The following is a 23427-nucleotide window of genomic DNA, read 5'->3' as shown; positions in this document are numbered from 1 at the left end:
ACTTCATTTGTAAGCCTTGCTATCAAGGGTTTTCCAAGAAATCTTTATAAAGTAAGATAAAGTAGAATAAAGGAAAATAAAGTAATTTACAGTACAATTTACGGTACAAGCATTTAATTGATTATCTTTAAATCATAAAATTAAAATTATTTGCTATGGCTTCTATTAACTTCATAATTAGAAACAACAAATCTACAAAACCAACTACCATCAGTCTTAAAATAATATGGACTCATAGAAACGAGTTAGTTTATTCTACAGGAATAAAAGTGTTACCTGAATATTGGGATGCTAAAAATCAAAAACTACGCAATAAGTTGGAGGTTGCTGATATTAAAGATAAAATTAATGCCGAACTGTACAAAATAAAATCTTTTACAGAGAATGCCTTTACTGAACTTAAATTTGGTAACAAACTTTCGAAAGAAAATTTAAAGTATCAATTGGATATTTATTTTGATAAAATAGAAAAAACGAAGAAAGTCGATTCCTTTTTTGATTACGTAGAAAATGTTTTAATAGAAAAATCTAAAAAAAGGGTTGCTAAAAGTACTTGGCAAACTTATAAGCGGACTTTAGAGCTGGTAAAGTTGTTTGAAAAAGATGAAAATTATAAAATTAATTTTGAAACAATTAGCATGGATTTTTATTACGATTTTCTCGAATACTTGGAAGATACGCATGAGATGAATCCAAATACCATTGGTAAACAAGTAAAAAATATCAAAATGTTTATGAATACAGCTAACGAAGAAGGGATTTCTCTTTGCGTTGGTCATAAACATAAATATTTTAAAGTTATTAGAGAGGATAGTTTTCAGGTTTATTTAAATGAGCAGGAGTTGCAGCAAATTCAAAAAGTTGAATATGATTTTGATAGTGTTAATGATAGGGTTCGAGATTTATTTTTGTTAGGAGCTTACACGGGGCAAAGAATCTCAGATTGGGATAAATTAAATGAGGATAATATTTATGAAATCAACGGTATAAAGTGTTTTAAGATTACTCAAAATAAAACTAAAACGGATGTAGTTATACCACTTCATCCTTTTGTAAAAGATATGTTTAATAAACGTGGTTTTACAGCACCAAAATTCCTTAATAAGCAAAAGATAAATAAGAGAATTAAAGAAGTTGCAGAAAAAGCAAAGATAAACGAGGAGGTAAAAGCTAAAAATGGCGTAAATAAACACACTCTAATAAGTTCACATTCAGCCAGAAGGAGCTTCTGTTCTAATGCGTATAAAGCTGGAATGGATAGTCTAGCAATTATGCAATTATCAGGGCATAAAACGGAAAAAAGTTTTTTGAGGTATATCCGAATTGAAAAAGAAGAGTTTGCTTCTAGAATTGCAAATCATGCGTTTTTTAGCATAACAACAAAATAAATTAGATATATGAAAAACTTTAAATACAACGATTTAATAAAAAATGAACTGTTTGCGTTAATTTTAAATTCTTATTATCAGGACATAAATAATTTTGGCAGAAAAGAATATGAAAAAAATTTCATAGAAAAAGATTGTTTTGAAGCCATAAGCCTAGTTTTAAATCAGTTTTACTTGCTGAAAAATAAGAATACCTCAATTATAGAATTTAAAGGGGACTTTACACAAAGAAAAAAAGTAGCAGAAATAGGAACTGTTGAATTTAATTTAAAAGATGAAAATAGAATATATAAATGTTATGAGGGCAAATTTGTTTATTATTTGTTAATGACTTGCGCATTATTTTACAAGTTTTTTTACCAAGAAATTGAAGATGAAGACAAGAATATTTTGCGTTTAGCTGAATTTTTAGAGAAAAATTCTAGAGAAATCAAAGATAATCCAACAAACTCCTTGTTAGTTGATAAAGTTTTGAAACCATTCAAAGAATCCAGCCTTACTGTTCCTGACATGGCTGACCATATGAATTTGTTAATGGATGAATTAAAAAGTCATTATGTTTTTGAAAAAGAGGTTGCAATTGAAGAGGTAAATATTGATGAGGAAGAACTTGGTACAATCGGTTTGAAGATTATGTTTTTAATTGAATTAGGGGTGTTGGATTTTTTAAAAGGGAATTTTAACTTTAAGGGTAACAACCTAAAACTTTCTAAAGTACTCTCTGTGTTCACGGGTATTGATTCTCTCAAAATCAACGCTGTAATTCATCCTATTTATAGTGACTTTGTTGGTCAAAAAAATAACCCGTATGAGAATCACAAGAACGTGGCTAAGATAAAGGCTAAATTTGTGGAACTTATGTTAAAAGAGTAACCTACTTTATGCTTTTAAATAAAGTTTAGGAAAATGCATTTTTCCTAAATGAATCCTAAATTGAGTTTTGTTTCATAAATTAAATATATAATATTATGAAGCAGTTAATTCAAGTGCAAGATGTCTCAGCGGAGGACTTTAAAAATGAGATTTCAGACAATGTTACAAGACATATCAGCGAGGTACTTGCAGAATTTATGAAGGATTTAAAATCCAAACAAGAGCCAGAATTTATTACCAGTAAAGAAGCTGTAAATATTTTGAAGGTTACATTACCTACGTTATACGATTGGAGAAAAAAAGGTGTTATTTCTGCCTATCGAATTGGTAATAAAATTAGATTTAATCGACAAGAGTTATTGAACAGTCTAATTAAAATCAATTCAGCCTCATGAAGAGGAAAATAAGTATTAGAATTTCAGATAGTTTAAGTGATAAACTATCTGAAATTTCAGAAATGAAAAATATTTCTGTTTCGGAACTATCTAGAACAATTTTAGAGCAACACTTCGCTGCGCCAGAAAATAGCGAAAAGGAAGGGGTTACAAACCATTTTAATAATCAAATTACAGAAAGTGAAAGTAAGGTCGGTACTTTGATTTCTTATGGGGAATTTGAGGACAACAACATTGATGTTGTGCATTCCATTGAATTTTTTAAATTAATTATTTGGATGTATGACCAGAGAGATACTAGGCTACTTAAATTTGGCAAGGTCGAATTAGTTGAATTAAAAAACACCATTCTCAAAGTGTATTTTAGTGATCTTATGTTGCAAGAACTCAAAGATGAATTTAATAAGGTTTTTGTTGATTTAATTAAAGAAATTCAAAGTGATTATTCAACTACTTATCGTCTAAATTTTGCAATGTACTATTCAGGTGGCTTTGATTTTTCTTTATTGACAAAGTTTATTTTTAAAGAGGATCTAGGTAGTAAATCAATAACAATTTAATCTTGAAAGACATGATAAACTCAAAAGGTTCTATTGAAAGAAAGCTAGATGAATTAATTTTGACCCAAAGGGAGAAATCTATTTTAGCACTGAATAAAATTTTAGTTTCTATTCCGCCTGAGTATTCAGATTTAATTAATGAAGCGTTCATTTATAAAAGAGTTCCAAAAGAATATTTGTTAAGTGCAATGTTGTTTTCTGTAAGCACTTCTATGGGGTTGACATTTTTTATTGAATCTCTAGGATATAAAAATTACGCAAATCTTTATTTTACAATTGTAGGTAGTAGGGGAGACACTAAGTCAGAAGCATTAAAATTGGCAACAAGTCCTTTAGTAAATGAAGATGATGAAAGCTACGATAACTATTGTAGTATGGTAAAAGATTATAATTCAGAAGTTGATGATGAGCCTACTAGAAAACAAATTCTTCTGCAAAATTCAACAATTGAAGCAGTTCATAAAACTCATAGTGAAAACCCAAATGCTGTAGGAATTTATATTGATGAAGTATATACTTTAATTGAGAAAATGGGTAATTCTAATAGTAGAGATGGTGTAGAATGGAGAACTTTTTTGCTTCAAGGTTATACAAATGCTTATGTTGACGTAGGTAGAAAAACAACCAAAAGTTTTAGGATTAAAGAGACATACCCAAATTTATTAGGAGGTATCCAAAATGAATTTGTACCAAAACTTTTTGCCAATGGTAATTTAGAGAGTGGTTTTATAGATAGACAATTGTTTACGCCCAAGTTAGTAGAAAATAATAAATTAATTAGAGGTGTCATTTCAAAAAAAGTAGTTGCAGATTACAATTTACTAATTTCTAACATTCTTCAATACAAAAATCAAAGTGAGAAAAAGGAGGAGATTATTAAGAAATTTAAAATTGATTTGACGGAACAAGCAGAAGATAGAATGTTTGAGTACACCCAAGAGTTGATAAACAGAAAAGAGACTGCTGGAAAAATTTTAAAGGAGTATCATGCTAAGATGCAAATTTCAATTCATAAATTGAGTTTAGTGCTACATCTGATGAAAATTTCTAAAGATATGGATTATACTAAAAAATTAGATCTAGAGACCGTTGAATTAGCAATAATAGTAAATGAGTATTTTTTATGTAACTTTAAAATTATATTGAACGAAAATTATCACAAATCAAGCAATGAGCCAAGTTTAGATGAAATAATAAAAACTGCAATAAAAAATAATGCGCTACAAAAATCAGTTGTAGATATTACTAAAGTTCCGAAAGGTACAGTTTCCAAACATTGGAATAAAATTTTGGAGAAACAGGAAACTGGAAACCAAAACAGTAAGTTGTTTTAAGTACTTGTTAGCATTATGTTTATAATTAATATTAGGTTAAGTTTCGAGTTTCCATTATGAAAATAAAACTAAAAAAAGTCGAGTTAAAATTAAAGTTTAAGAATCGAAGAAATTTTAAAATTTTAACTCCGTGTTGTGCAAAATCAAATAAGGATGGCAAGTTTGTAAATTATGTTGGGTTAAGAGATGTTTTTGGATACTGCCATTCCTGCGGACAAACAACATTGCCACCTACGCAATATGTTGACGAAAATAATGGTAAATATGAATGGGATAGTATCCAATCTAAGTTTGTTTCATCTGTCCTCGGTTTGTCCTACTCAAATGGAGGACAATCGGCGGACAAGCATGGAATACATTGTGATACAAGTGCTAAAAACGAGGATATTGCAATGAAATACGTTGAAAACAAGGTAGTTGATGCGTATATGAGAATGCAACCCGAGAATAACCTATTGACATACATTTGTAAGACATACGGAGAAAAAGACAAGGAATATGTAAAACAGTTATATAAATTGGGTACAAGTAAAGATAGGGGTGCAGTCTTTTGGTCTATCAATAAGAAGAATAAAGTTCAAAAAGGGAAGGTCAGTTATTATGATAAAAACGGAAAAAGAACGGATAATTTTAAAGTTCCGTACTTAAAAAAAGATGGATATTATAGTTGCTTATTTGGAGAGCATTTACTTGGATTGCCGGAGTATAAAAGCAAACCAATAATATTAGTGGAGAGTGAAAAGACCGCAGTAATTTCCTCAATTATTTTACCTAAATATACTTGGTTGTCTTACGCAGGTATTAACGGGTTAACAAATCTAAAGTTAGAGGCTCTTAGGGGTTTAAGTATCATTGTGGTTCCAGACATCAGTTCTAATGCGGTCTCAATAATGCAAAAAAAAGAAAAATACTTTTTAGAACTTGATATCAACGCAAAAATTTGGGATATGACAAATGGTAAGACAGACGAAGAGTTAAAACAAGAAGGTTTGTATAATTGCGACCTAGAAGATTTTTTTAGAAGATTTATTCAGTAATTAAAATAGTTTGATTGAAGAATATCTTAAAAAGATTCCTATTTTTATAAACTCAAAATTGCTAAAGTACCAATGACAAAAGAACAACAAAACCATAGTGCAAAAGAAGCAGATATAGAATACGGACTTGTAGGTAAACTGCAAGACCTAAAATACACCTATCGTAAAGATATACGAGATAGAAGTGCACTAGAATTAAATTTCAGACAGAAGTTTGAATCCCTAAACAGGGTAAAATTAACGGATAGTGAATTTGATAAATTACTAACTGAAATAATAAACCCAGATGTATTTAAAGCTTCTAATCATTTAAGAAAAAGAAATACATTTATAAGAGAAGATGATACACCATTACATTACACGTTAGTAAATATAAAAGATTGGTGTAAAAATGATTTTGAAGTAATAAATCAACTTCGTATGAATACCCAAAATAGCAATCATAGATATGATGTTATTTTATTAATTAACGGCGTGCCAGTTGTGCAAATAGAGCTAAAAACTTTAGAGATTAGTCCTAATCGTGCAATGCAACAAATTGTAGACTATAAAAATGATGCTGGTAACGGATATTCCAATTCGCTAATGTGTTTCATGCAATTATTTATAGTAAGCAATAAAACAAGAACCTTTTACTTTTCTAACAACAATAACAAACATTTTGCATTTAATGCAGACGAGCAGTTTTTACCTGTCTATACCTTGGCAAAAGAAGACAATTCTAAAATAAACCACTTAGACGATTTTACAGATAAATTTCTAGCTAAATGTACACTAGGCGAAATGATTAGTCGCTATATGGTGTTGGTAGAAACAGAGCAGAAAATATTGGTCATGCGCCCGTATCAAATTTACGCAGTAAAAGCGATTGTAGACTGCATAGAACAAGACAGAGGAAACGGCTATATTTGGCACACTACAGGAAGCGGAAAAACACTAACCTCATTTAAGGCATCTACGCTTTTAAAAGACAATGATGCTATTGAAAAATGTTTATTTGTTGTAGATAGAAAAGATTTAGACAGACAAACAAGAGAGGAGTTTAATAAATTTCAAGAAGGTAGTGTAGAAGAAAATACCAATACAAAAACATTGGTAAAAAGAATGTTGTCTACAGATTATGCAGACAAGGTAATTGTTACAACAATTCAAAAATTAGGGTTAGCCTTAGACACTAAAAACGATAAAAATTATATTGAACATTTAGAGCCTTTAAAAGACAAACGTGTCGTATTTATTTTTGATGAATGCCACCGTTCACAATTTGGCGAAAATCATAAAGCAATTGTAGAATTTTTCCCTAAAGCGCAACTATTCGGATTTACAGGAACACCTATTTTTGAGGAAAATGCAACCTATAAAACGATTGAAGGAGAAACAGCATCCTATAAAACTACAGAAGACGTTTTTCAAAAAGAATTACACGCCTATACCATTACCAATGCAATAGAAGATAAAAATGTATTGCGTTTCCATATCGACTATTTTAATGGCAATAAACAACCAGACCTAACGAGTTTAAGTCATAAAATGGCAGTCATTGATGCCATTATGAAAAAGCACGATAAAGCTACGCATCAAAAAAGATTTAATGCAATTTTAGCAACGTCTTCTATTTCTGATGCCATAGAATACTATCATTTATTCCAACAAAATCAAAGAGAATATGCAGCGATCAATCCAGATTATAAACCCTTACAAATAGCCTGTGTATTTTCGCCACCTGCAGAAGGCAATACAGATGTAAAACAATTACAAGAAGATTTACCTCAAGAAAAAGCAGACAATGAAATTGAGCCTAATGTAAAAAAAGAAGCCTTAAAAACCATTATTGCAGACTATAACACCCAGTACAATACAAATCATAGAATTGCAGATTTCGATTTATATTACCAAGATGTGCAGCAACGTATCAAAGACCAAAAATATACCAATGCGGATTATGCATACAAAAATAAAATTGATGTATTAATTGTTGTAGAGATGTTATTAACGGGTTTCGATTCTAAATATCTAAACACCTTATATGTTGATAAAAATTTAAAATACCACGGTTTAATACAAGCCTATTCACGTACCAATAGAGTTATAAACGATACCAAACCCTATGGTAATATTTTAGTATTTAGAGACCAAGAAGAAGAAGTAAACAAAGCAATGATTCGTTTTTCTGGTGCTAAAATAGAAAAAGCAAAAGAAATTTGGTTGGTAGATGCAGCACCTAAAGTAATTGAAAAATATCAAGAAGCGGTAGCGCAACTCACCCAATTTATGCAAGCAAAAGGTTTAGCCTGTTCACCATCCGAAGTAAGCAATTTAAAAGGCGATGAAGCACGTGCAGGTTTTATAAATGCGTTTAAAGAAGTACAGCGTTATAAAACACAATTAGACCAATATACAGACTTAAACGATACACAAACAGAAACGATTGAGGTGTTATTACCTACGGATGATTTACGTTCTTTTAAATCGGTGTATTTAGATACTGCCAAACGTTTGCAAGCCGAACAAAACAAAAAAGACGCACCTAAAGATGTACAACAATTAGATTTTGAATTTGTACTCTTTTCTTCTGCAATTATAGATTACGATTACATTATGGGTTTAGTAGCCAAAAACTTGAACAACAGCCCAAGCAGCAAACATAAAATGACACGCCAAGAAGTGATAAACCTAATAAGCTCAAGTGCCAATTTAATGGACGAGAGTGAAGGCATCATAGCGTATATAAATGACCTAAAAATAGGCGAAAAACGAAGCGAAAAAGAAATTATAGCAGGCTACCAAAAATTTAAAGACGAAAAAGCTGCAAAAGAAATACAAACCATTGCAGACAAACAAGGCATTACAGCTTTAAGCCTAAACGCTTTTATGGATGAAATACTAAACCGAATGATTTTTGATGGCGAAAAACTAACCGATTTATTAGCACCATTAGACTTAGGTTGGAAAGACCGAAGCGTAAAAGAAAAAGCCTTAATGACAGAATTAGTACCCTTATTAAATAAACTTGCCCAAGGGCGTGAAATAGCAGGATTAAACGCTTATGAATAAAGAAAAACAAATATTAGTTCCTGAGTTAAGGTTTCCTGAATTTAAAAATGATGGGGTATGGATAGATTCAACTATTGAAAAAATTAGCTCTGTATCTTCAGGAGGTACACCTAGCCGTTCAAAACCAGAATATTGGAATGGAGACATTCCTTGGATTTCAACTACTCTAATTGAGTACAACAAAATTAAAATAGCTAATGAATTTATAACAGAACTAGGCTTAAATAACTCTTCCACCAAATTATACCCAATAGGTACGATTTTAATGGCGATGTATGGTCAAGGTAAAACTAGAGGGAAAGTTGCTATTTTAGATATTAAAGCAGCAATAAATCAAGCTTGTGCAGCAATTTCTTTGAAAAAAGGAATGAATATCGAATTCGTATTTCAAAATTTATCATCACGTTATGAGGAAATTAGAAAAATAAGTAATGAAGGTGGTCAGAAAAATTTAAGTTCTTCATTAATAAAAAAAATCTCATTTATATACCCAAAGATTGAAAGCAAAGAACAACAGAAAATAGCCAATTGTCTATCCTCATTAGATACTTTAATAACAGCAGAAACAGATAAACTAGAAAATTTAAAAGACCACAAAAAAGGTTTATTACAACAACTATTTCCTGCAAATGGAGAAACCAAACCACAATTTCGTTTTCCAGAGTTTGAGAATGATGGGGATTGGGAAGAGAAAGAGCTTGGCGATATTTGTGCAATAACTACGGGTAGATTAGATGCAAATGCAATGATTGAAAATGGAAAATATAGATTTTATACTTGTGCAAAAAACTTCTATAGAATTGATGATTTTGCTTTTGATACTGAAGCTTTATTAGTTTCTGGTAACGGAGCAAATGTAGGCTACATTCATTATTATAAAGGCAAATTTAACGCATATCAAAGAACATATGTTCTTGATGATTTCGATGAAAATATTATTTATTTGAAATATTATTTAGAACATAATTTAAGTAAGAGGATTTCAATAGAAAAAAAGGAAGGCAACACTCCTTATATTGTAAAATCTACATTGTCAGAGATGGTAATATATATTCCCAAAGACCCAAAAGAACAACAAAAAATAGCCAATTGTTTATCTAGTGCAGATGCTTTTATAGAAGCACAAACCACAAAAATAAAAAGCTTAAAAAAGCATAAAAAAGGGTTAATGCAGCAGTTGTTTCCTAATAGTTTATAAAAATGGAAGAAAATAACTCACAAATAATTATTTACCAAGCAGAAAACGGAGAAACCAAATTAGACGTTTCTTTTAATGCCGAAACGGTATGGCTTACGCAAAAACAAATGGCAACACTTTTTGGCAAAAGTGTTTCTACCATTAATGAGCATATTAAAAACATTTTTAAAGAAGAAGAACTCGTAGAAGCCAATGTTTTGAGGAAATTCGGAATTTCCGAATTTATGCAAAAACCAATCAACACAAGGCAATGCATAATAAATTAAAGCCCTGAAAGGGTGCAGTATAATAATAAAGGGTAACGCCCTTTGCAAAAAGGGCATCGCTCTTTGTATAAAAAAAAATATAATGACGGCAAAACAACAACAAGAACAATTAGGAAAAGCACTTTGGGATATCGCCAACGATTTAAGAGGTGCAATGAATGCAGATAATTTTCGTGATTATATGCTATCATTTTTATTTTTAAGGTATTTATCTGATAATTATGAAGGTTCAGTAAAAAAAGAATTAGGTTCAGATTATCCTAATTTAGAAGAAGATGATAAACGTACACCACTTTCAGTTTGGTACAAAGACAATCCAAATGACATCGTGCCATTTGAACAACAAATGCGTAGAAAAGTGCATTATGTTATCGAACCTAACTATTTATGGGGTAGCATTGCAGAACTGGCAAGAAAGCAAGATGAAGAAGTATTAAAAGAGCTTCAAAAGGGGTTTAAATATATAGAAAACGAATCTTTTGAAAATTCTTTTAAAGGCTTATTTTCAGAAATCAATTTAGATTCAGAAAAACTAGGGAAAACGTACACAGAGAGAAATAAAGCACTTTGTAAAATTATTCAAAGTATTTCTGAAGGTATTGCAGATTTTTCCACCGATAGCGATACATTGGGCGATGCTTACGAATATTTAATTGGGCAATTTGCAGCAGGTTCAGGTAAAAAAGCAGGAGAGTTTTATACACCACAACAATTGTCTACCATACTATCAGAAATTGTAACTTTAGACAGTCAAAACCCAAAAGCAGGTAAAAAGAAAAAATTAAATAAATTATTGGATATTACGTGTGGTTCAGGTTCTTTGCTATTAAATGTAAAAGATAAAATAGAAAAAGCAGGCGGTACAATTAGCAGAATTTACGGACAAGAAAAAAACATAACTACATACAACTTGGCACGTATGAATATGTTGTTGCACGGCGTAAAAAGTTCAGAATTTGAAATATTTCACGGCGATACTTTAAAAAACGAATGGGATGTTTTTAACGAAATGAATCCCGCTAAAAAAGTAACTTTTGATGCTGTTGTCGCAAATCCTCCCTTTAGTTTACGTTGGGATGCATCAGAAGCAATGGGCGAAAATTTCCGTTATAAAAACTATGGTTTAGCACCTAAATCAGCAGCAGATTTTGCTTTTTTATTACACGGTTTTCACTTTTTAAGTGATGAAGGTACAATGGCAATTATTTTACCTCACGGTGTTTTATTTAGAGGAGGTGCAGAAGCTCGTATAAGAACTAAATTATTAAAAGATGGTCATATAGATACCGTAATTGGTATGCCGTCTAATTTATTCTTTTCAACAGGGATTCCTGTTTGTATTTTAGTCTTAAAAAAATGTAAAAAGGATAATGATGTACTCTTTATAAATGCAAGTGAGCATTATAAAAAAGAGAAGAATCAAAACACTTTACGTGATGGTAAGGTAGATGGCGTTCTAGACCCAAAAGCACCTAATGATATTAAAAAAATCATAGATACCTATCAAAACAGACCAGAAAACATAGAACGTTATGCACGTAGAGTGTCAATGGCAGAAATTGAAAAAAATGATTACAACCTAAATATATCACGCTACGTAAGCACAGCAATTGCAGAAAAAATAATTAATTTAAAAGAAGTCAATACAAAAATTGTTGAGGTAGAAATCAAATCAGCAAAAGCCCTTGAAGAACATAATGGTTATTTAAAAGAGTTGGGTTTAGATACTATTTAAAATAAAATTAGGAAATAATTAAAAATAAAGGCACATATTACGGTACATTTTAAAATTATAAAAATGTAATTATTTGATAATGAGTAATTTAATTACGTTTACAAAAGTCCCGTCCAGACCGCTTTTAGATTTCAATAACCCTTATAAATCAATGATTTGTAAGGGTTTTTTCTTTTTAGGGGACGAATAAGGGGGCGAATAATCTCTTATACAATTACAATAAAATTTATATTTTACATTTTCTAAATAAAGTTTTTTATCTTTATAAAAAAATTGGACTGAAGATTATCTATAATTTATTTTAGATAATAATCATCAGTAAATTCTTATATAAATTTATATAAAATATGGGAGAGTGGTCTAAATCTATTGGGGAAAAAGGAGAGAAAATATCAAAATTTGTCTTCGAGGAAATATTAAATTTTAATTCATTAATTGAAAATGAATCAATTAATTGTGTTAGAGGTGAAAAACATAAAGTAGCTAAAGCTAATAAAACGACTCATGGCTTGGATGGTTTAGTCGGTTATAAAACCCCTTTAGAAGATAACTCCCTAGATATGGGTGTAATTTCTACTAAATATTCAGCAAAAGAATACCCAAATTCTCCAAGTACTTTATTTAAAAAATTTTTAAAGGATTTAGCTTTTACAATAGAATGTTTTAATAATTCAAAACTTAAAAATGATTTAAATCAAAAATTTACCGAAGTCAATAAAACTGAGGTGTTTGGAGTTTTAATATGGCTATCAAATAAAAGTGAATTAGATTTTAATTTAATAGATAAAGTTAAAAATGTACAAATTAGTCCAGACTTATTATTTGATAAGATAATTTTGCTTGATAATAGAAAAGTGAATTTTTTATACGAGAGTATTTATAAAACAAAAAAATATTTTCATGTGGAAAATGTTGATTTTGTTTATCATAACTCAGCTTTAAATTTGATGTCAATTGGTAAATCATCTTTTGGGAAAATATTTCCATTAAATTATTTATATTCTGATATAATTATTTTAAGAATAGAATATAATAAAGAAGTTATACTTTCAATTTTTGTTAATGATGATTTTGAAGATTCTCAATTTGGACAAATTTTAAATTTCGCAAAATCTTTTGACCATTTGAAGACTGTAAATAAAGTCATCATTCAGTATCTAAAATATGATGATATTGAAAACAAAAATTCAATTAAAGATAAACTTATTAATCATCCAAGTTATAAATTAAATCAAAATTTAGAAGTTAAGAAATTTCCATCTGATTTTAGAGACAACTAAGAAATGAATCAAAACATACTACCACAAGGAGATTATATTCGACAGTTATTAGTAAAGTCAAATATTTCAATTTCAAATATAAATATTCTTTTAAGGGATAAAGGAGTTTTTTTAGGTCACAATGAAAAAAATAACTCAGTACCGCTTTTGATGAAAAGCATTATTAGTCCTAATGACTATAAAGAATTATATGATACACAGAAATCAAAAGAAGAAAGAGTTAAATATAAAACATCATCAATTAAATGTAAATTGGATTTTGATTTAACGGACTTGTTAGGTGCGAGAATTGATTTAAATGCTTTAATTATTGATAAACATACTTATAAGCCTAATTTTAAAGTAATTGGGACTCCGTCTTTTTTTTTTGAATCTGAAAATATAGGTCATTTTGAATATACAATTGAAAGAGAAAATGCTTTAAATGATTGGACAAATAACACTACTTTTCACAAAGGAGCAATAACATTCAATAAGATTTCTGAAGAAGAAGTTCAAATATCTGTACAGGAAAACTCAACTTCAAAAGAAACAGTTGAAGTCAATAATATTGTAATGAGTATTCTGAAAGAAAGAATGAATTCAAAATCAATAATTAGTTCTAGTAATGATATAATAAGTGTGAAATTTAATCATTTTGATAATTTATCAAGGGTGAAATTTTTTAATTCATTTACGGGCAATTTTCATGATAGCCTTGATTTTACTTCAATTACTGATATCGATTTATATTTAGATGAAAATGTTGTTAGCCATAAGGATGTGAAAATTTTTTTGGATGAAATTGATAATTTAAAACTAAGTGGAAAAGGTTTGCAAAATCATATGTTATTGACAGATGATAAATATTATTCGAAATTAATATTTGGTGCAATAAAACTTAGATATAAAGTAAATTATGCAGGGGTTAAAGGTTCTGTATTAATTAATTTAGGTTTTCAGGAGTATGTAAAAAATAAAAATGAAAACTCTGATTTTGAAATATCTATTGATATTGTACTTAATAAAGAATTTAAGAATGAAAAAAATATAAATACAATTAGAAAAAAATTCTTAGAAATTTTTGAAAAAAAGAAAGTTGAGAGTTATGATGAGTTTAAAATTGTTTAAGAATAGATAGATATATGATTTGTTATGAAATTGAATTTAATATTTCTTTTTAGTGATTTTGAAATAGATAAAAGTTTTGTCGTTTCAATTTGCGCTATTGTTGTGAGTATTGCTGGAATTACAATAGGTTTATATTATAATTGGAAAAATTTAAAAAATACTATAGAGCATAATAAAAAAAGTGTTGAACCATTAGTTACTTTGAGTGCAGAGGTTAGAGATGAAAAGGGACACAGGCTTAGTCTTCGGAATTTTGGTTTAGGTCCCGCCGTTCTAAATTCAATTGATTTCGTATATGAAGATAAAAACTATAAAAGTTTAATTGAAATTCAAACGATACATTATTTAGAATCTGTCTTGGCTATGGATGAAAAACTAAGTCAAAGTAAAATAATAATCAGGGGAGGTGTTATAGGTTCAGGAGAAACCAGTTTAGTGCATAAATTAATTTTCAAAGAAGAGATTAAACTTGATTCATTTTTAAATTTTTTAAGAAAAACTAAAATAAAAGTAGAGTATTCAAATTTATACGGAGATACTAAAGTTTTTGAACAAAGTTTAATGATTTAAATTATAGATTTGTCTTTATCATACTGTCTTTTAAAGATTAAAAATGGATAGAATCTATTTTAATAAAGCATCTTTGATCTGTGATGTGCTTCTAAAATTAATTGTTTCAAAAATATAGGGATAAAATCATATTTTTGATCTTCTAATTCTTTTGGGTTAAAGTCCTTTTTAAGGCAAAATTGATAAACCTCATTTTTCTCTCCTTTGATTGTTAAGATTGCAATATTTTTTCTTTTAGAAATGTTGTAGGTATATTCTTGAAGAATGATTTCAAAATTCTCAAAATTTAATTTTATACTTTTTGGTTTTATTGCTATTGATAGTCCGTTTGATATTTTTAAATCTGCTATAAAATGTTTCATATTTAGTTGTTTAATTGGTTTTTATTTTTATCATCGAGCCTTTTATACATTGGTAAAGTCTGTCTATTCAAACTAATCATTTTAACATTAATTACAGGGTTTTTGGGGTCTCTATCAGAAAACTCTTTTGCTATTGCTCCTAATCTTTCAAACTGGTCTGTAAAGTCAGTTTTAGTGTAAAAGTCTGTATATAGTAAAGAAATTCTTTTTGTACAATTCCAAACTTGACATTTAAAACTATCATTGTTTTTGGTTACATATTTAGTAATGTATGAAGCAATACTTCTAATATTATTAGAAGTTAGTTGCTTCACATCAAAAGCTGATGATGGTTTGAAATTTTCGTCAGTTGGTTTTACTCCGTTTTTTATTTGTAAATCAATCCAATAATTCCAATATTTTTGAATATCCCAATATTTATTGGTAATAATATGAAAATGTGGATTCCCCTTAAAAGATGTATTTTTAGTTTGTCTTTCAATAACCCAGATATATTGAAAATCTTTGCTTCTTTTTTTTGTGTTATCTATAAATTTTCTAAGAATATTAATTGCTTGTTCATCTGTAACTTTATTTAAAAAAGTAAGTGTAACAAAACTTAATTTTTTATAGCATCTAGAAAAGCAAGTTATCTTCTTTTTAATTTTTTGCTTTGAGCGTTTTGATAAAGTACGAAGCTTAATTTCTTTTACATCTGTTTTTAATTTTGGTTTACTTGGTTTTTTTATTGTTTTTTTTCTTTGTTCTGCTGAACCTGTAAACTCATTTTTTGGAGATATTCCATACATTTTTGTTGAAAAAGTTACGCTTACTCCGTAGGTGTTTTTGACTATCATAATCTGAATCGTTGTGCAATAATTAAAACCATTAAAGGTTAATTAAAGGTGTTTTTAAAAGGTTATACTTTGATGGTTATTTACTGAAAGTTGTTTCTTAAAGGTTAAAAAAAAAGAAAAACTAATTCTGTATAAAAGGCGGTATGAATTCTCCCTTTTGGAATCGCTTAATATATTTACGGGTTCTTCTTTCGTAAACATTCATGTATAGCCAAGTAGGATGTTTTTGGTCTAGAAACATTGAGAATCCATTGAGTTTGTGAACGTAAACCCATTTTTTAGGCTTGGTTTCATTTTCAAGAAATACAATAACTGAGTAATCATTTTTTTTCTTTTCCATAACTAGATTTTATTAAATTTTAATGTTTTAATTTTAGTTAAAGCATTATTAATATCTTCTAATTTGTAAAGAACTCTGTTACCAATTCTGTAAGCGTTTATTACTCCGTCTTTAGTCCATTGATGCAAAGTAGGAAGGGAGATGCAAAGAAGTTTTGATGCATCTTTTCTAGATAATAATTCTAATTTTTCCTTTTTTTGGAAAAGAGGATAATCTTTAAGAATTTTTTTGAATGAGTTGAATACTGCTTTTTCTAAGTCAGAAACTTCAAAAGTTTGTAATGTGATTTTTGCCATAATATTTTATTTTTAAAATTAATTATGGTACAAAAGTCAGTAAGTAATTGAGTTTAATGTCTATTGGGGTAACCTCAATCTATTACCCCAACTTATCTATATCTTTCTTTATTTTATTTTGAACTTCTTTAAACTGTTCATTTTCAAAAAGTTCTAATAAAGTATTTAAGTTTTTTGTAGATTTTAATTCAGATTCTTTGGTAGCAGAAGAAAGTTGATTTAAATATTTTCTAGTGTTATCCTCACTTTGATTTAAAATTTTAGATAGTATTTTACTTGATTTAGTTTTGTCATAATCATCAAGTTTTAAGCCAAGATAATGAAGTGATAATATTTTTTGACTAAGTGTTAAATCAGATTTATTTAAAGATTTACTTTTTGGAGTATCTGAATTTATATTTTTTAACCATTTATAATAATCTGCAAAATCAATTGCATTTTTAGCTACTTTTATATCTCTTTCTTTAAATCTATTATCTGATATTGAGTTAAAATTAAATTCATTATTTAATAAGTAATTATGAACAACGTTGTTAAAGAATTGTGAGGGATAATAATCAAATTGGAATACTGATTTAGATTGATATTTAATCAAATTATTTCCTATTCCTAGATATAAATTTTCTTCTTTATGTATTAATTTTTCAATTTCTCTAATTTCTAATTCAAGTAGAATTTTCTTATTATTAGTATCAATAAGAACTTTTTGAAAATCGATTATATATTTATTTGTTTCCAATATTTTTATTTAAAAAATGAATGTGTAAGTAATTTATTAGCGTTCTGTTCTTGTGTAACTTTAATATATCTTAAAAATGATTTTTCAGTTTTATGCCCTGTTATTTTCATAATGGATATAGAGGGTATATCTGCTAAATATAAATTTGTTGCAAAACTTCTTCTAGCAGTATGCGTAGTAATTAAATCATATTTTGGAATAGAAGATTTTTTAATAATTCCAGCATTAGAGGTTGTAATTTCTATCAAAGAATTGATCTCACATTTTTCAACAATATCTTTTAAATATTTATTCATTTTTTGATTTGTGTAAGATTTAGGTATATGGTAATTGTATTTTTTTAATATATCTCTTACTATTTTATGCATTGGTATTGTAACTCTTTCATTTGTTTTTTTTGTATTGATTTGAATTATAGATTTATCTAAAAAAATATTTTCTTCTTTTATCTGAGTAAAATCTGAAAACCTCAAACCAGTATAACAACCTATTAAAAATAAATCCCTGACTTTTTCAAGATGCTCTTGATTAGTAAAATTATGATTTAAAATTATTTCCAATTCTGAATTTGATAAATATACTTTATCTGTTTCTTCTTTTAAAGTTTTAAACTTTCTTTTTTTAAACTCTAGATTTTCGTTTAAACCTCTTTCAGTTGCTTCATTTAAAAAAGATTTTAAAGTTTTAATATATTTACCTACTGTATTATTTGACATTTTTAAGTCTTTAGATAGGTACTTCATAAATGAAGAATAAAAAGTCAAGTTTATTGATTCAAAATCAATATTGGTTTTTGTTTTTTCAGAGAAATTTTTTAAATGTTTTTGAGTTGTTTTGTAAACTGTAACAGTACTTTTTTGTTTAAAATTTTTACTTTCTTCAATATAGTTTTCGATAAAATCAAATAAAGTAAGTTTCCTTTTTTTCAGAACTTTACTATCTAATTCATTTTCTAGTTCCTTTTTTAATAACTCATTATTTGGTTGAATACCATCATTTAGTAATTTTCTAAAAATGGTGTTTAAAGCAGATTGTAGGGTGTCTAATCTTGTATTAAATTCAGGATATTCTTTAAATTTTTTAGTTTCTTTTGCTCTTTGATTTTTAGGATTCCAAAATATTGGATTTATTTTTTCGCCAGTTGAATATTTAAATCTTTTGTATTGATAGTTACAAACTAAATAAACTAGAGTCTCTTTTTTTGTGTTAGGTTCTTTGAGTGTAAATTTTACTTTTGCCATAATTCAAAAGTAATATAAAAATTGATAGGGGACGAATGAGGGGACGAATAAATTTGATTTAGTCTATTTTTATGTAATTTTATTTAACACTAAAAACCTTGTTAAGTATTGTCATTATTGAATATAACGTAAAATAAGGTAAAATTTGATAAAGTAAAAAAGAGTCCCGTCCAGACCGCAATAGCAAAGTTAACACTCTCTTTTTCAAGAGGGTGTTTTTCTTTTTAAGGAATATCTGAAATTATGTTAAAAAGTTATGTGATTTTAAAAGTAGAAATTAATATTTTAGTGACTAAAAAGAATATTTTAAGACGTGTCTCTTGAATATTTAGAAATCATTCTTAACTTGCACATTAAATACCTCCAAATTGTACACAAAAAAAAATAGTAAAGAAATATCGTTAGTACTGATACTTTTTGCGTGTGTTTTTCTGCTTTTTGCTAATACTTCAGTATCTAAGAATTCAGTAGAGGTAGCTAAAACAGCTGCAGTTAAAGTTGTTCCTCCTTTTTTAGTAGAACGATATCCTAAAAATGTTACAGAAAATGTACGTTATAAGTTAGATTCTCTATTAAAACGAATTAATAAAAGGCATGATTTTCATGGATCCATATTAGTAGCAAAAAACGAAAAAATTGTGTATCAAAATCAGATTGGGTACGCAGATTTTAACAAGAAAATTCTTTTAAACAAGCAATCTTTATTTCAGTTAGCCTCTGTTAGTAAGCAATTTACTGCCGCCGCTATTATGCTTTTGAACGAAAGAGGTCAAATTAAACTTACAGATACTGTAGATGCTTATTTTCCTAACTTTCCTTATGAAGGCGTTACTATTAAAAACCTTTTAAATCATACCGCCGGATTGCCAAAATATTTCTGGGTAGCAGAGCATAAATGGGAACAGAAAAAAGCACCTACAAATGTTGAAATGATGGAATTGCTAGAATCAAGTAATGTTCAGCGATTTTTTAAACCAGGAAATAATTTTGATTATTCTAACACTGGTTATTTTGTTTTGGCTTCTATTGTAGAAAAAGTTTCTGGCACTTCTTTTAGCTCTTTTTTAAATACTAATATTTTTGAACCGTTGCAAATGAAACATTCATATGTGTATAGTTTTGAAAATGATAGTATTAAAGAAAATCAACTAGACGGATATCGATTGTATAAAGGATGGAGACATTTAAAAATACGCAGTACTGTAAACGACGCTATTGTGGGCGACAAAAACGTATACACTACAGCCGAAGATTTGTTTAAATGGACTCAAGGATTAAACACAGGAAAACTGCTTACAAAAACATCTCTAGACCTTATGTATTGCAAAGGGGAAACTACTGATGGGAAAAAAGTGCCTTATGGTTTTGGGTTTAGAATTGATACGAATGAAGAAAAAAGTATTTATCATCATGGAAGATGGAACGGATTTAGTACAGCACTTACAAAATATCTGAAAGAAGATTTAGTGGTTATCGTTTTAGAGCATACTAGTTATAAGGATATGCATTCACTCAATAAAAAAATAAGGCAAATTATTGCTGAAAATTTTACTATTTAATTTTGTTAAAACTGCTTTATCGTTATCACCGTTTTTCTCATTCTAGAGGAAACGGACGCAGACCTTAATAAGAAACCTTAATAATTTTTAAAAGAACAGTCTTCAACTTACTTTGGTTCTATAACTTAATGAAATCTGCTAGGATTTAGTAAAAAAGTTCTGGCACTCAAGTTCTACGGAAAATCAGATTCTAAATATTTTAAAAAGACACTGATAAAAACTGTAAACACTACTCAAAAAATCTCTAACGCTTAATGTAGTATGTCGTTTCGTTTTAAAAAATTTAACAAATTATATTATAGATCTACTTATTTCTGACTTTAAAAATTTTTATTTTAGCGTAAATTAATTAAATATATTTACAAGTAATAGATCAAAAAAAAACACAAAAAAAATCAATATGAAGAGAGTTTTATTATTTAGCCTGTGTGTCGCTTTTAGTTTTAGCTCACTAGCGCAAACAATTAATCCAGAAATGCCTTTGCCCAATGAGCAAAGCATTAGGAAAGGAGTTTTAGAAAACGGAATGACATACTACATTTATGATACAAAAGTTACAAAAGGTGTAGCTAGTTATTACATTATACAAAATGTAGGTTCCGTTTTAGAGAATGATAATCAACAAGGATTAGCCCATTTTTTAGAGCATATGGCATTTAACGGAACTAGAGATTTTCCTGGAAAAGGAATTTTAAATAAAATGCAAGAACATGGTCTTGTTTTTGGTAAAGATATTAATGCATATACATCTTTTGATGAAACCGTTTACAATATAAATAATATACCAACAACTCCTGAGCTAATAGAAACAGGATTGTCTATTTTACAAAACTGGTCTAACTATTTATCTTTAACTGATGAGGAAATTGATTCAGAAAGAGGTGTTGTTAAAGAAGAATGGAGAACACGCCAAAGCGGAGGTATGCGCATTTTACAGCAAACAATTGGTACAATGTTTAATAATTCTATCTATTCAAAACGTTTGCCTATTGGTCAAATGGAAGTAGTAGAAGGCTTTAAGTATAAAGCATTACGCGATTTTTACCACGATTGGTATAGAACAGATTTACAAGCAATCGCGATTATTGGGGATGTAAACGTGGATGAAATTGAGCAAAAAATTAAAGAATTATTTTCAACCATTCCTGCTGTAAAAAATCCTATTGAGCGCAAACAAGTTCGTATTCTAGATAATGAGGAACTTATTTATGATATAGCAATGGATAAAGAAGTAACTAGCTCGAATATTTCTTTTGGTATTCGTCATGATAAATCTTTAAAAAATGAAACAGTAGCCGATTTAAAAGAAAGCTTATTAAACGGAATGGTAACCTCTATTATTTCTACTAGACTAAACGAAATCAATCAAAAACCAGAATCTCCTTTATTGTATGGAGGCGTTAATTATGGAAGTCTTTCTAGATTAAATAACGAATTTAGTGCTCGTATTGTTCCTAAACCAAATATGCAACATGAAGCATTTGAATTAGTGATTTCAGAAATTAACAGAGCAGCAAAGTTTGGGTTTACAAAAGCAGAAATAGCAACTATTGTTGCACAATATACAGGTTCTTATGAAAATCAAATTGCAGGATTAGGAAATAGAAGTCACGGACAAATTGTAAGAGATATTCAAACCAATTATTTAGAAAATACACATATTACAGATATCGCAAAAGAACTTGAAATTGCTAAAATTATTTTTAGTCAGTTAACCCAACAAGAGTTACTAACTCAAATACAAAAACTATATCTTAAAAAGAACAGATCTATAGTTGTTACAGGGGTAGCAGGAAATAAAAACTTAACAAAAGAAGAAGCGCTAACAATTCTTAACAAAGTTGAAAATGATCAAAGTTTAAAAGGATATGTAGAAGAAGAGAATACAAGATCTTTAATGTCTGGAGTTGATTTAATTACAGGGTCTATTGTTTCAGAAAAAGAAAATAAAGAAATTGGTTCAACAATTTTTATATTAAGCAATGGCATTCAAGTGCATTATAAGTTTGCAGACAAGAATAAGAATGATGTAAATTTAAGCGCTGTTAGTTATGGAGGTCAATCTTTATTAAAAGTAGAAGATATACCATCAACAATGCTGCTTGGTAATGTTATACAAATGTCTGGATTGGGTGAATTTTCTGCAATCGATTTGCCAAAGGTTTTAGCCGGCAAAAAAGCAAATTCTACAGCAAGTGTTGGTAGTATAGATGAGACTGTATCAGGGTCTTCTTCAACAAAAGATGTAGAAACCATGATGCAATTGGTAAATTTACGTTTTACAAAACCTCGTTTCGATGAAACTTCGTACAATGTGCTAATGCAGCAAGTAGAAGCCTTTTTAATAAGAAAGAGTGAGCAAATACAATCTAAAATGCAGGATAGTGTTACTACAATTTTATACGGTAAAAATCATCCTACAGAACGCTTGTTTGACAAAAAACTGATGTCGGAAATGTCTTTTAATAAAATGAAAAGTATCTATACAAGTAGATTTGGTAATGCAGGAGATTTTACATTCTTTATTGTTGGCGATGTAACCAAAGAAACTATAAAACCATTATTAGAAAAGTATATTGCTAGCATACCAACAACAACTGAAAAAGAAAATTGGAAAGACAATTCAACAAGTTGGATAAATAATAAAATAGATAAAGATGTGTTTTTAGAAATGAAAGATCCTAAAACATCGGTTCGTGTGGTTATTAAAAACGACATGAAATATTCATTAAAAAATTCAATATTAATGAGAGCAATGGGTGATGTGTTGCAATTGGGTTACACAGAATCTTTAAGAGAAGAAGAAGGCGGCACTTACGGTGCAAGTTCTAGAGGTTCAATTTCGAGAAGACCAACTGAAGAAGCGTCAATTTCTATAAATTTTGACTGTAATCCAGATTTAGCAGAAAAACTAATAGGTATAGTTCACAAAGAAATTGAAGCAATTAAAAATGGCGTTATTCAACAAGTTGATTTAGATAAAACGTTGACTAATTATTTAAAAGAAAGAGAAGAAAGTAAGAACTATAACAGGTATCAAATGAGTTTGTTAATGAATTCTGTGCTAGAAGGATATAATATGAATGATCCTAAAAATTATGAAAACATTGTAAAATCAATAACTGATAAAGATTTGCAAAATATTGCTAAAAAATTAATGAAAAACAGCAAATCTTACGAGATTGTTTTTAAACCAGAAAATTAAAAAACTAAAGATTTATTATTAGAAGCTTCTCAATTTTGAGACGCTTCTT

At 28.6% G+C, this 23427-nt stretch carries 20 protein-coding genes; 15 read left to right on the top strand and 5 right to left on the bottom strand.

Translation table 11 applies throughout. The features are described from left to right. Positions 1-155 precede the first annotated feature (155 nt). The 13 genes from BTO16_RS09495 to BTO16_RS09435 all read left to right on the top strand — a co-directional run bounded on the left by BTO16_RS09495 (position 156) and on the right by BTO16_RS09435 (position 14800). A complete protein-coding gene (locus BTO16_RS09495; protein WP_105021341.1) occupies positions 156-1388 on the top strand; it encodes a site-specific integrase in 1233 nt (410 codons plus the stop codon). 9 nt (positions 1389-1397) lie between these two features. Beyond that, positions 1398-2261: a hypothetical protein gene (locus tag BTO16_RS09490; RefSeq protein ID WP_105021340.1), complete on the top strand. Its 864-nt coding sequence runs from the start codon at positions 1398-1400 to the stop codon at positions 2259-2261. A gap of 95 nt (positions 2262-2356) precedes the next feature. Beyond that, complete coding sequence (locus BTO16_RS09485; protein WP_105021339.1) at positions 2357-2656, top strand: helix-turn-helix domain-containing protein; 300 nt, start codon at positions 2357-2359, stop codon at positions 2654-2656. Next, positions 2653-3216 carry a hypothetical protein gene (locus BTO16_RS09480; RefSeq protein WP_105021338.1) on the top strand — a complete coding sequence of 188 codons (564 nt, stop codon included), beginning with the start codon at positions 2653-2655 and terminating at the stop codon, positions 3214-3216. The genes BTO16_RS09485 and BTO16_RS09480 overlap by 4 nt, the downstream gene beginning before the upstream one ends. A gap of 11 nt (positions 3217-3227) precedes the next feature. Beyond that, positions 3228-4550, top strand: a complete 1323-nt coding sequence (locus BTO16_RS09475; protein ID WP_105021337.1) for a DUF3987 domain-containing protein — start codon at positions 3228-3230, stop codon at positions 4548-4550. A 56-nt stretch (positions 4551-4606) separates the two neighbouring features. Further along, positions 4607-5587 carry a DUF6371 domain-containing protein gene (locus BTO16_RS09470; protein ID WP_105021336.1) on the top strand — a complete coding sequence of 327 codons (981 nt, stop codon included), beginning with the start codon at positions 4607-4609 and terminating at the stop codon, positions 5585-5587. Positions 5588-5659: 72 nt separating this feature from the next. Continuing rightward, positions 5660-8641 carry a type I restriction endonuclease subunit R gene (locus BTO16_RS09465; protein WP_105021335.1) on the top strand — a complete coding sequence of 994 codons (2982 nt, stop codon included), beginning with the start codon at positions 5660-5662 and terminating at the stop codon, positions 8639-8641. Further along, positions 8634-9839, top strand: a complete 1206-nt coding sequence (locus BTO16_RS09460) for a restriction endonuclease subunit S (protein ID WP_105021334.1) — start codon at positions 8634-8636, stop codon at positions 9837-9839. The genes BTO16_RS09465 and BTO16_RS09460 overlap by 8 nt, the downstream gene beginning before the upstream one ends. 2 nt (positions 9840-9841) lie before the next feature. Then, complete coding sequence (locus tag BTO16_RS09455) at positions 9842-10105, top strand: death-on-curing protein (RefSeq protein WP_211298216.1); 264 nt, start codon at positions 9842-9844, stop codon at positions 10103-10105. An 82-nt stretch (positions 10106-10187) separates the two neighbouring features. Next, entirely contained in the window at positions 10188-11840 is a 1653-nt protein-coding gene (locus BTO16_RS09450) for a type I restriction-modification system subunit M (protein ID WP_105021333.1), read from the top strand. Between the two features lie 347 nt (positions 11841-12187). Next, on the top strand, positions 12188-13120 hold the full coding sequence (gene gapS4a, locus BTO16_RS09445; protein WP_105021332.1) for a GapS4a family protein: 933 nt from the start codon (positions 12188-12190) through the stop codon (positions 13118-13120). 3 nt (positions 13121-13123) lie between these two features. Next, positions 13124-14230: a GapS4b family protein gene (gapS4b, locus tag BTO16_RS09440; RefSeq protein ID WP_105021331.1), complete on the top strand. Its 1107-nt coding sequence runs from the start codon at positions 13124-13126 to the stop codon at positions 14228-14230. Between the two features lie 24 nt (positions 14231-14254). Then, positions 14255-14800, top strand: coding sequence for a hypothetical protein (locus BTO16_RS09435; RefSeq protein WP_105021330.1), 546 nt, complete (start codon positions 14255-14257; stop codon positions 14798-14800). Positions 14801-14859: 59 nt separating this feature from the next. On the opposite strand, the gene BTO16_RS09430 is transcribed toward BTO16_RS09435, so the two are convergent. The 5 genes from BTO16_RS09430 to BTO16_RS09405 form a co-directional block, all read right to left on the bottom strand. Further along, positions 14860-15162, bottom strand: coding sequence for a hypothetical protein (locus BTO16_RS09430; RefSeq protein ID WP_105021329.1), 303 nt, complete (start codon positions 15160-15162; stop codon positions 14860-14862). 2 nt (positions 15163-15164) lie between these two features. Next, the gene (locus tag BTO16_RS09425; protein WP_105021328.1) at positions 15165-15998 is read right to left on the bottom strand and encodes a rolling circle replication-associated protein; all 834 of its coding nucleotides are present in this window, start codon (positions 15996-15998) and stop codon (positions 15165-15167) included. Positions 15999-16340: 342 nt separating this feature from the next. Continuing rightward, a complete protein-coding gene (locus BTO16_RS09415) occupies positions 16341-16634 on the bottom strand; it encodes a helix-turn-helix domain-containing protein (protein WP_105021326.1) in 294 nt (97 codons plus the stop codon). An 82-nt stretch (positions 16635-16716) separates the two neighbouring features. Beyond that, positions 16717-17373: a hypothetical protein gene (locus tag BTO16_RS09410; protein WP_105021325.1), complete on the bottom strand. Its 657-nt coding sequence runs from the start codon at positions 17371-17373 to the stop codon at positions 16717-16719. Between the two features lie 5 nt (positions 17374-17378). Next, positions 17379-18614 carry a tyrosine-type recombinase/integrase gene (locus BTO16_RS09405; RefSeq protein WP_105021324.1) on the bottom strand — a complete coding sequence of 412 codons (1236 nt, stop codon included), beginning with the start codon at positions 18612-18614 and terminating at the stop codon, positions 17379-17381. Between the two features lie 368 nt (positions 18615-18982). Here BTO16_RS09405 and BTO16_RS09400 point away from each other — a divergent pair, with 368 nt between their 5' ends. Both BTO16_RS09400 and BTO16_RS09395 read left to right on the top strand, forming a co-directional pair. After that, positions 18983-20173 carry a serine hydrolase domain-containing protein gene (locus BTO16_RS09400; RefSeq protein WP_105021323.1) on the top strand — a complete coding sequence of 397 codons (1191 nt, stop codon included), beginning with the start codon at positions 18983-18985 and terminating at the stop codon, positions 20171-20173. Between the two features lie 400 nt (positions 20174-20573). Further along, the gene (locus BTO16_RS09395) at positions 20574-23378 is read left to right on the top strand and encodes a M16 family metallopeptidase (RefSeq protein ID WP_105021322.1); all 2805 of its coding nucleotides are present in this window, start codon (positions 20574-20576) and stop codon (positions 23376-23378) included. Positions 23379-23427: the final 49 nt, after the last annotated feature.

The sequence above is a fragment of the Polaribacter glomeratus genome, assembly GCF_002954665.1.
In the GTDB taxonomy this organism is placed as follows: Bacteria; Bacteroidota; Bacteroidia; order Flavobacteriales; family Flavobacteriaceae; genus Polaribacter; species Polaribacter glomeratus.
The sequence above is the reverse complement of the archived record's forward strand: the minus strand, read 5'-3'. Positions and strand labels throughout refer to the sequence as shown.

What these genes read in the sequence shown, in the direction of transcription:
- BTO16_RS09450 (WP_105021333.1), top strand. Translation starts at nt 10,188, where the DNA reads ATGACGGCAAAACAACAACAAGAACAATTAGGAAAAGCACTTTGGGAT.
- BTO16_RS09405 (WP_105021324.1), bottom strand. Translation starts at nt 18,614, where the DNA reads ATGGCAAAAGTAAAATTTACACTCAAAGAACCTAACACAAAAAAAGAG.
- gapS4a (WP_105021332.1), top strand. Translation starts at nt 12,188, where the DNA reads ATGGGAGAGTGGTCTAAATCTATTGGGGAAAAAGGAGAGAAAATATCA.
- BTO16_RS09490 (WP_105021340.1), top strand. Translation starts at nt 1,398, where the DNA reads ATGAAAAACTTTAAATACAACGATTTAATAAAAAATGAACTGTTTGCG.
- BTO16_RS09475 (WP_105021337.1), top strand. Translation starts at nt 3,228, where the DNA reads ATGATAAACTCAAAAGGTTCTATTGAAAGAAAGCTAGATGAATTAATT.
- gapS4b (WP_105021331.1), top strand. Translation starts at nt 13,124, where the DNA reads ATGAATCAAAACATACTACCACAAGGAGATTATATTCGACAGTTATTA.
- BTO16_RS09470 (WP_105021336.1), top strand. Translation starts at nt 4,607, where the DNA reads ATGAAAATAAAACTAAAAAAAGTCGAGTTAAAATTAAAGTTTAAGAAT.
- BTO16_RS09460 (WP_105021334.1), top strand. Translation starts at nt 8,634, where the DNA reads ATGAATAAAGAAAAACAAATATTAGTTCCTGAGTTAAGGTTTCCTGAA.
- BTO16_RS09480 (WP_105021338.1), top strand. Translation starts at nt 2,653, where the DNA reads ATGAAGAGGAAAATAAGTATTAGAATTTCAGATAGTTTAAGTGATAAA.
- BTO16_RS09395 (WP_105021322.1), top strand. Translation starts at nt 20,574, where the DNA reads ATGAAGAGAGTTTTATTATTTAGCCTGTGTGTCGCTTTTAGTTTTAGC.
- BTO16_RS09425 (WP_105021328.1), bottom strand. Translation starts at nt 15,998, where the DNA reads ATGATAGTCAAAAACACCTACGGAGTAAGCGTAACTTTTTCAACAAAA.
- BTO16_RS09455 (WP_211298216.1), top strand. Translation starts at nt 9,842, where the DNA reads ATGGAAGAAAATAACTCACAAATAATTATTTACCAAGCAGAAAACGGA.
- BTO16_RS09465 (WP_105021335.1), top strand. Translation starts at nt 5,660, where the DNA reads ATGACAAAAGAACAACAAAACCATAGTGCAAAAGAAGCAGATATAGAA.
- BTO16_RS09415 (WP_105021326.1), bottom strand. Translation starts at nt 16,634, where the DNA reads ATGGCAAAAATCACATTACAAACTTTTGAAGTTTCTGACTTAGAAAAA.
- BTO16_RS09435 (WP_105021330.1), top strand. Translation starts at nt 14,255, where the DNA reads ATGAAATTGAATTTAATATTTCTTTTTAGTGATTTTGAAATAGATAAA.
- BTO16_RS09430 (WP_105021329.1), bottom strand. Translation starts at nt 15,162, where the DNA reads ATGAAACATTTTATAGCAGATTTAAAAATATCAAACGGACTATCAATA.
- BTO16_RS09495 (WP_105021341.1), top strand. Translation starts at nt 156, where the DNA reads ATGGCTTCTATTAACTTCATAATTAGAAACAACAAATCTACAAAACCA.
- BTO16_RS09485 (WP_105021339.1), top strand. Translation starts at nt 2,357, where the DNA reads ATGAAGCAGTTAATTCAAGTGCAAGATGTCTCAGCGGAGGACTTTAAA.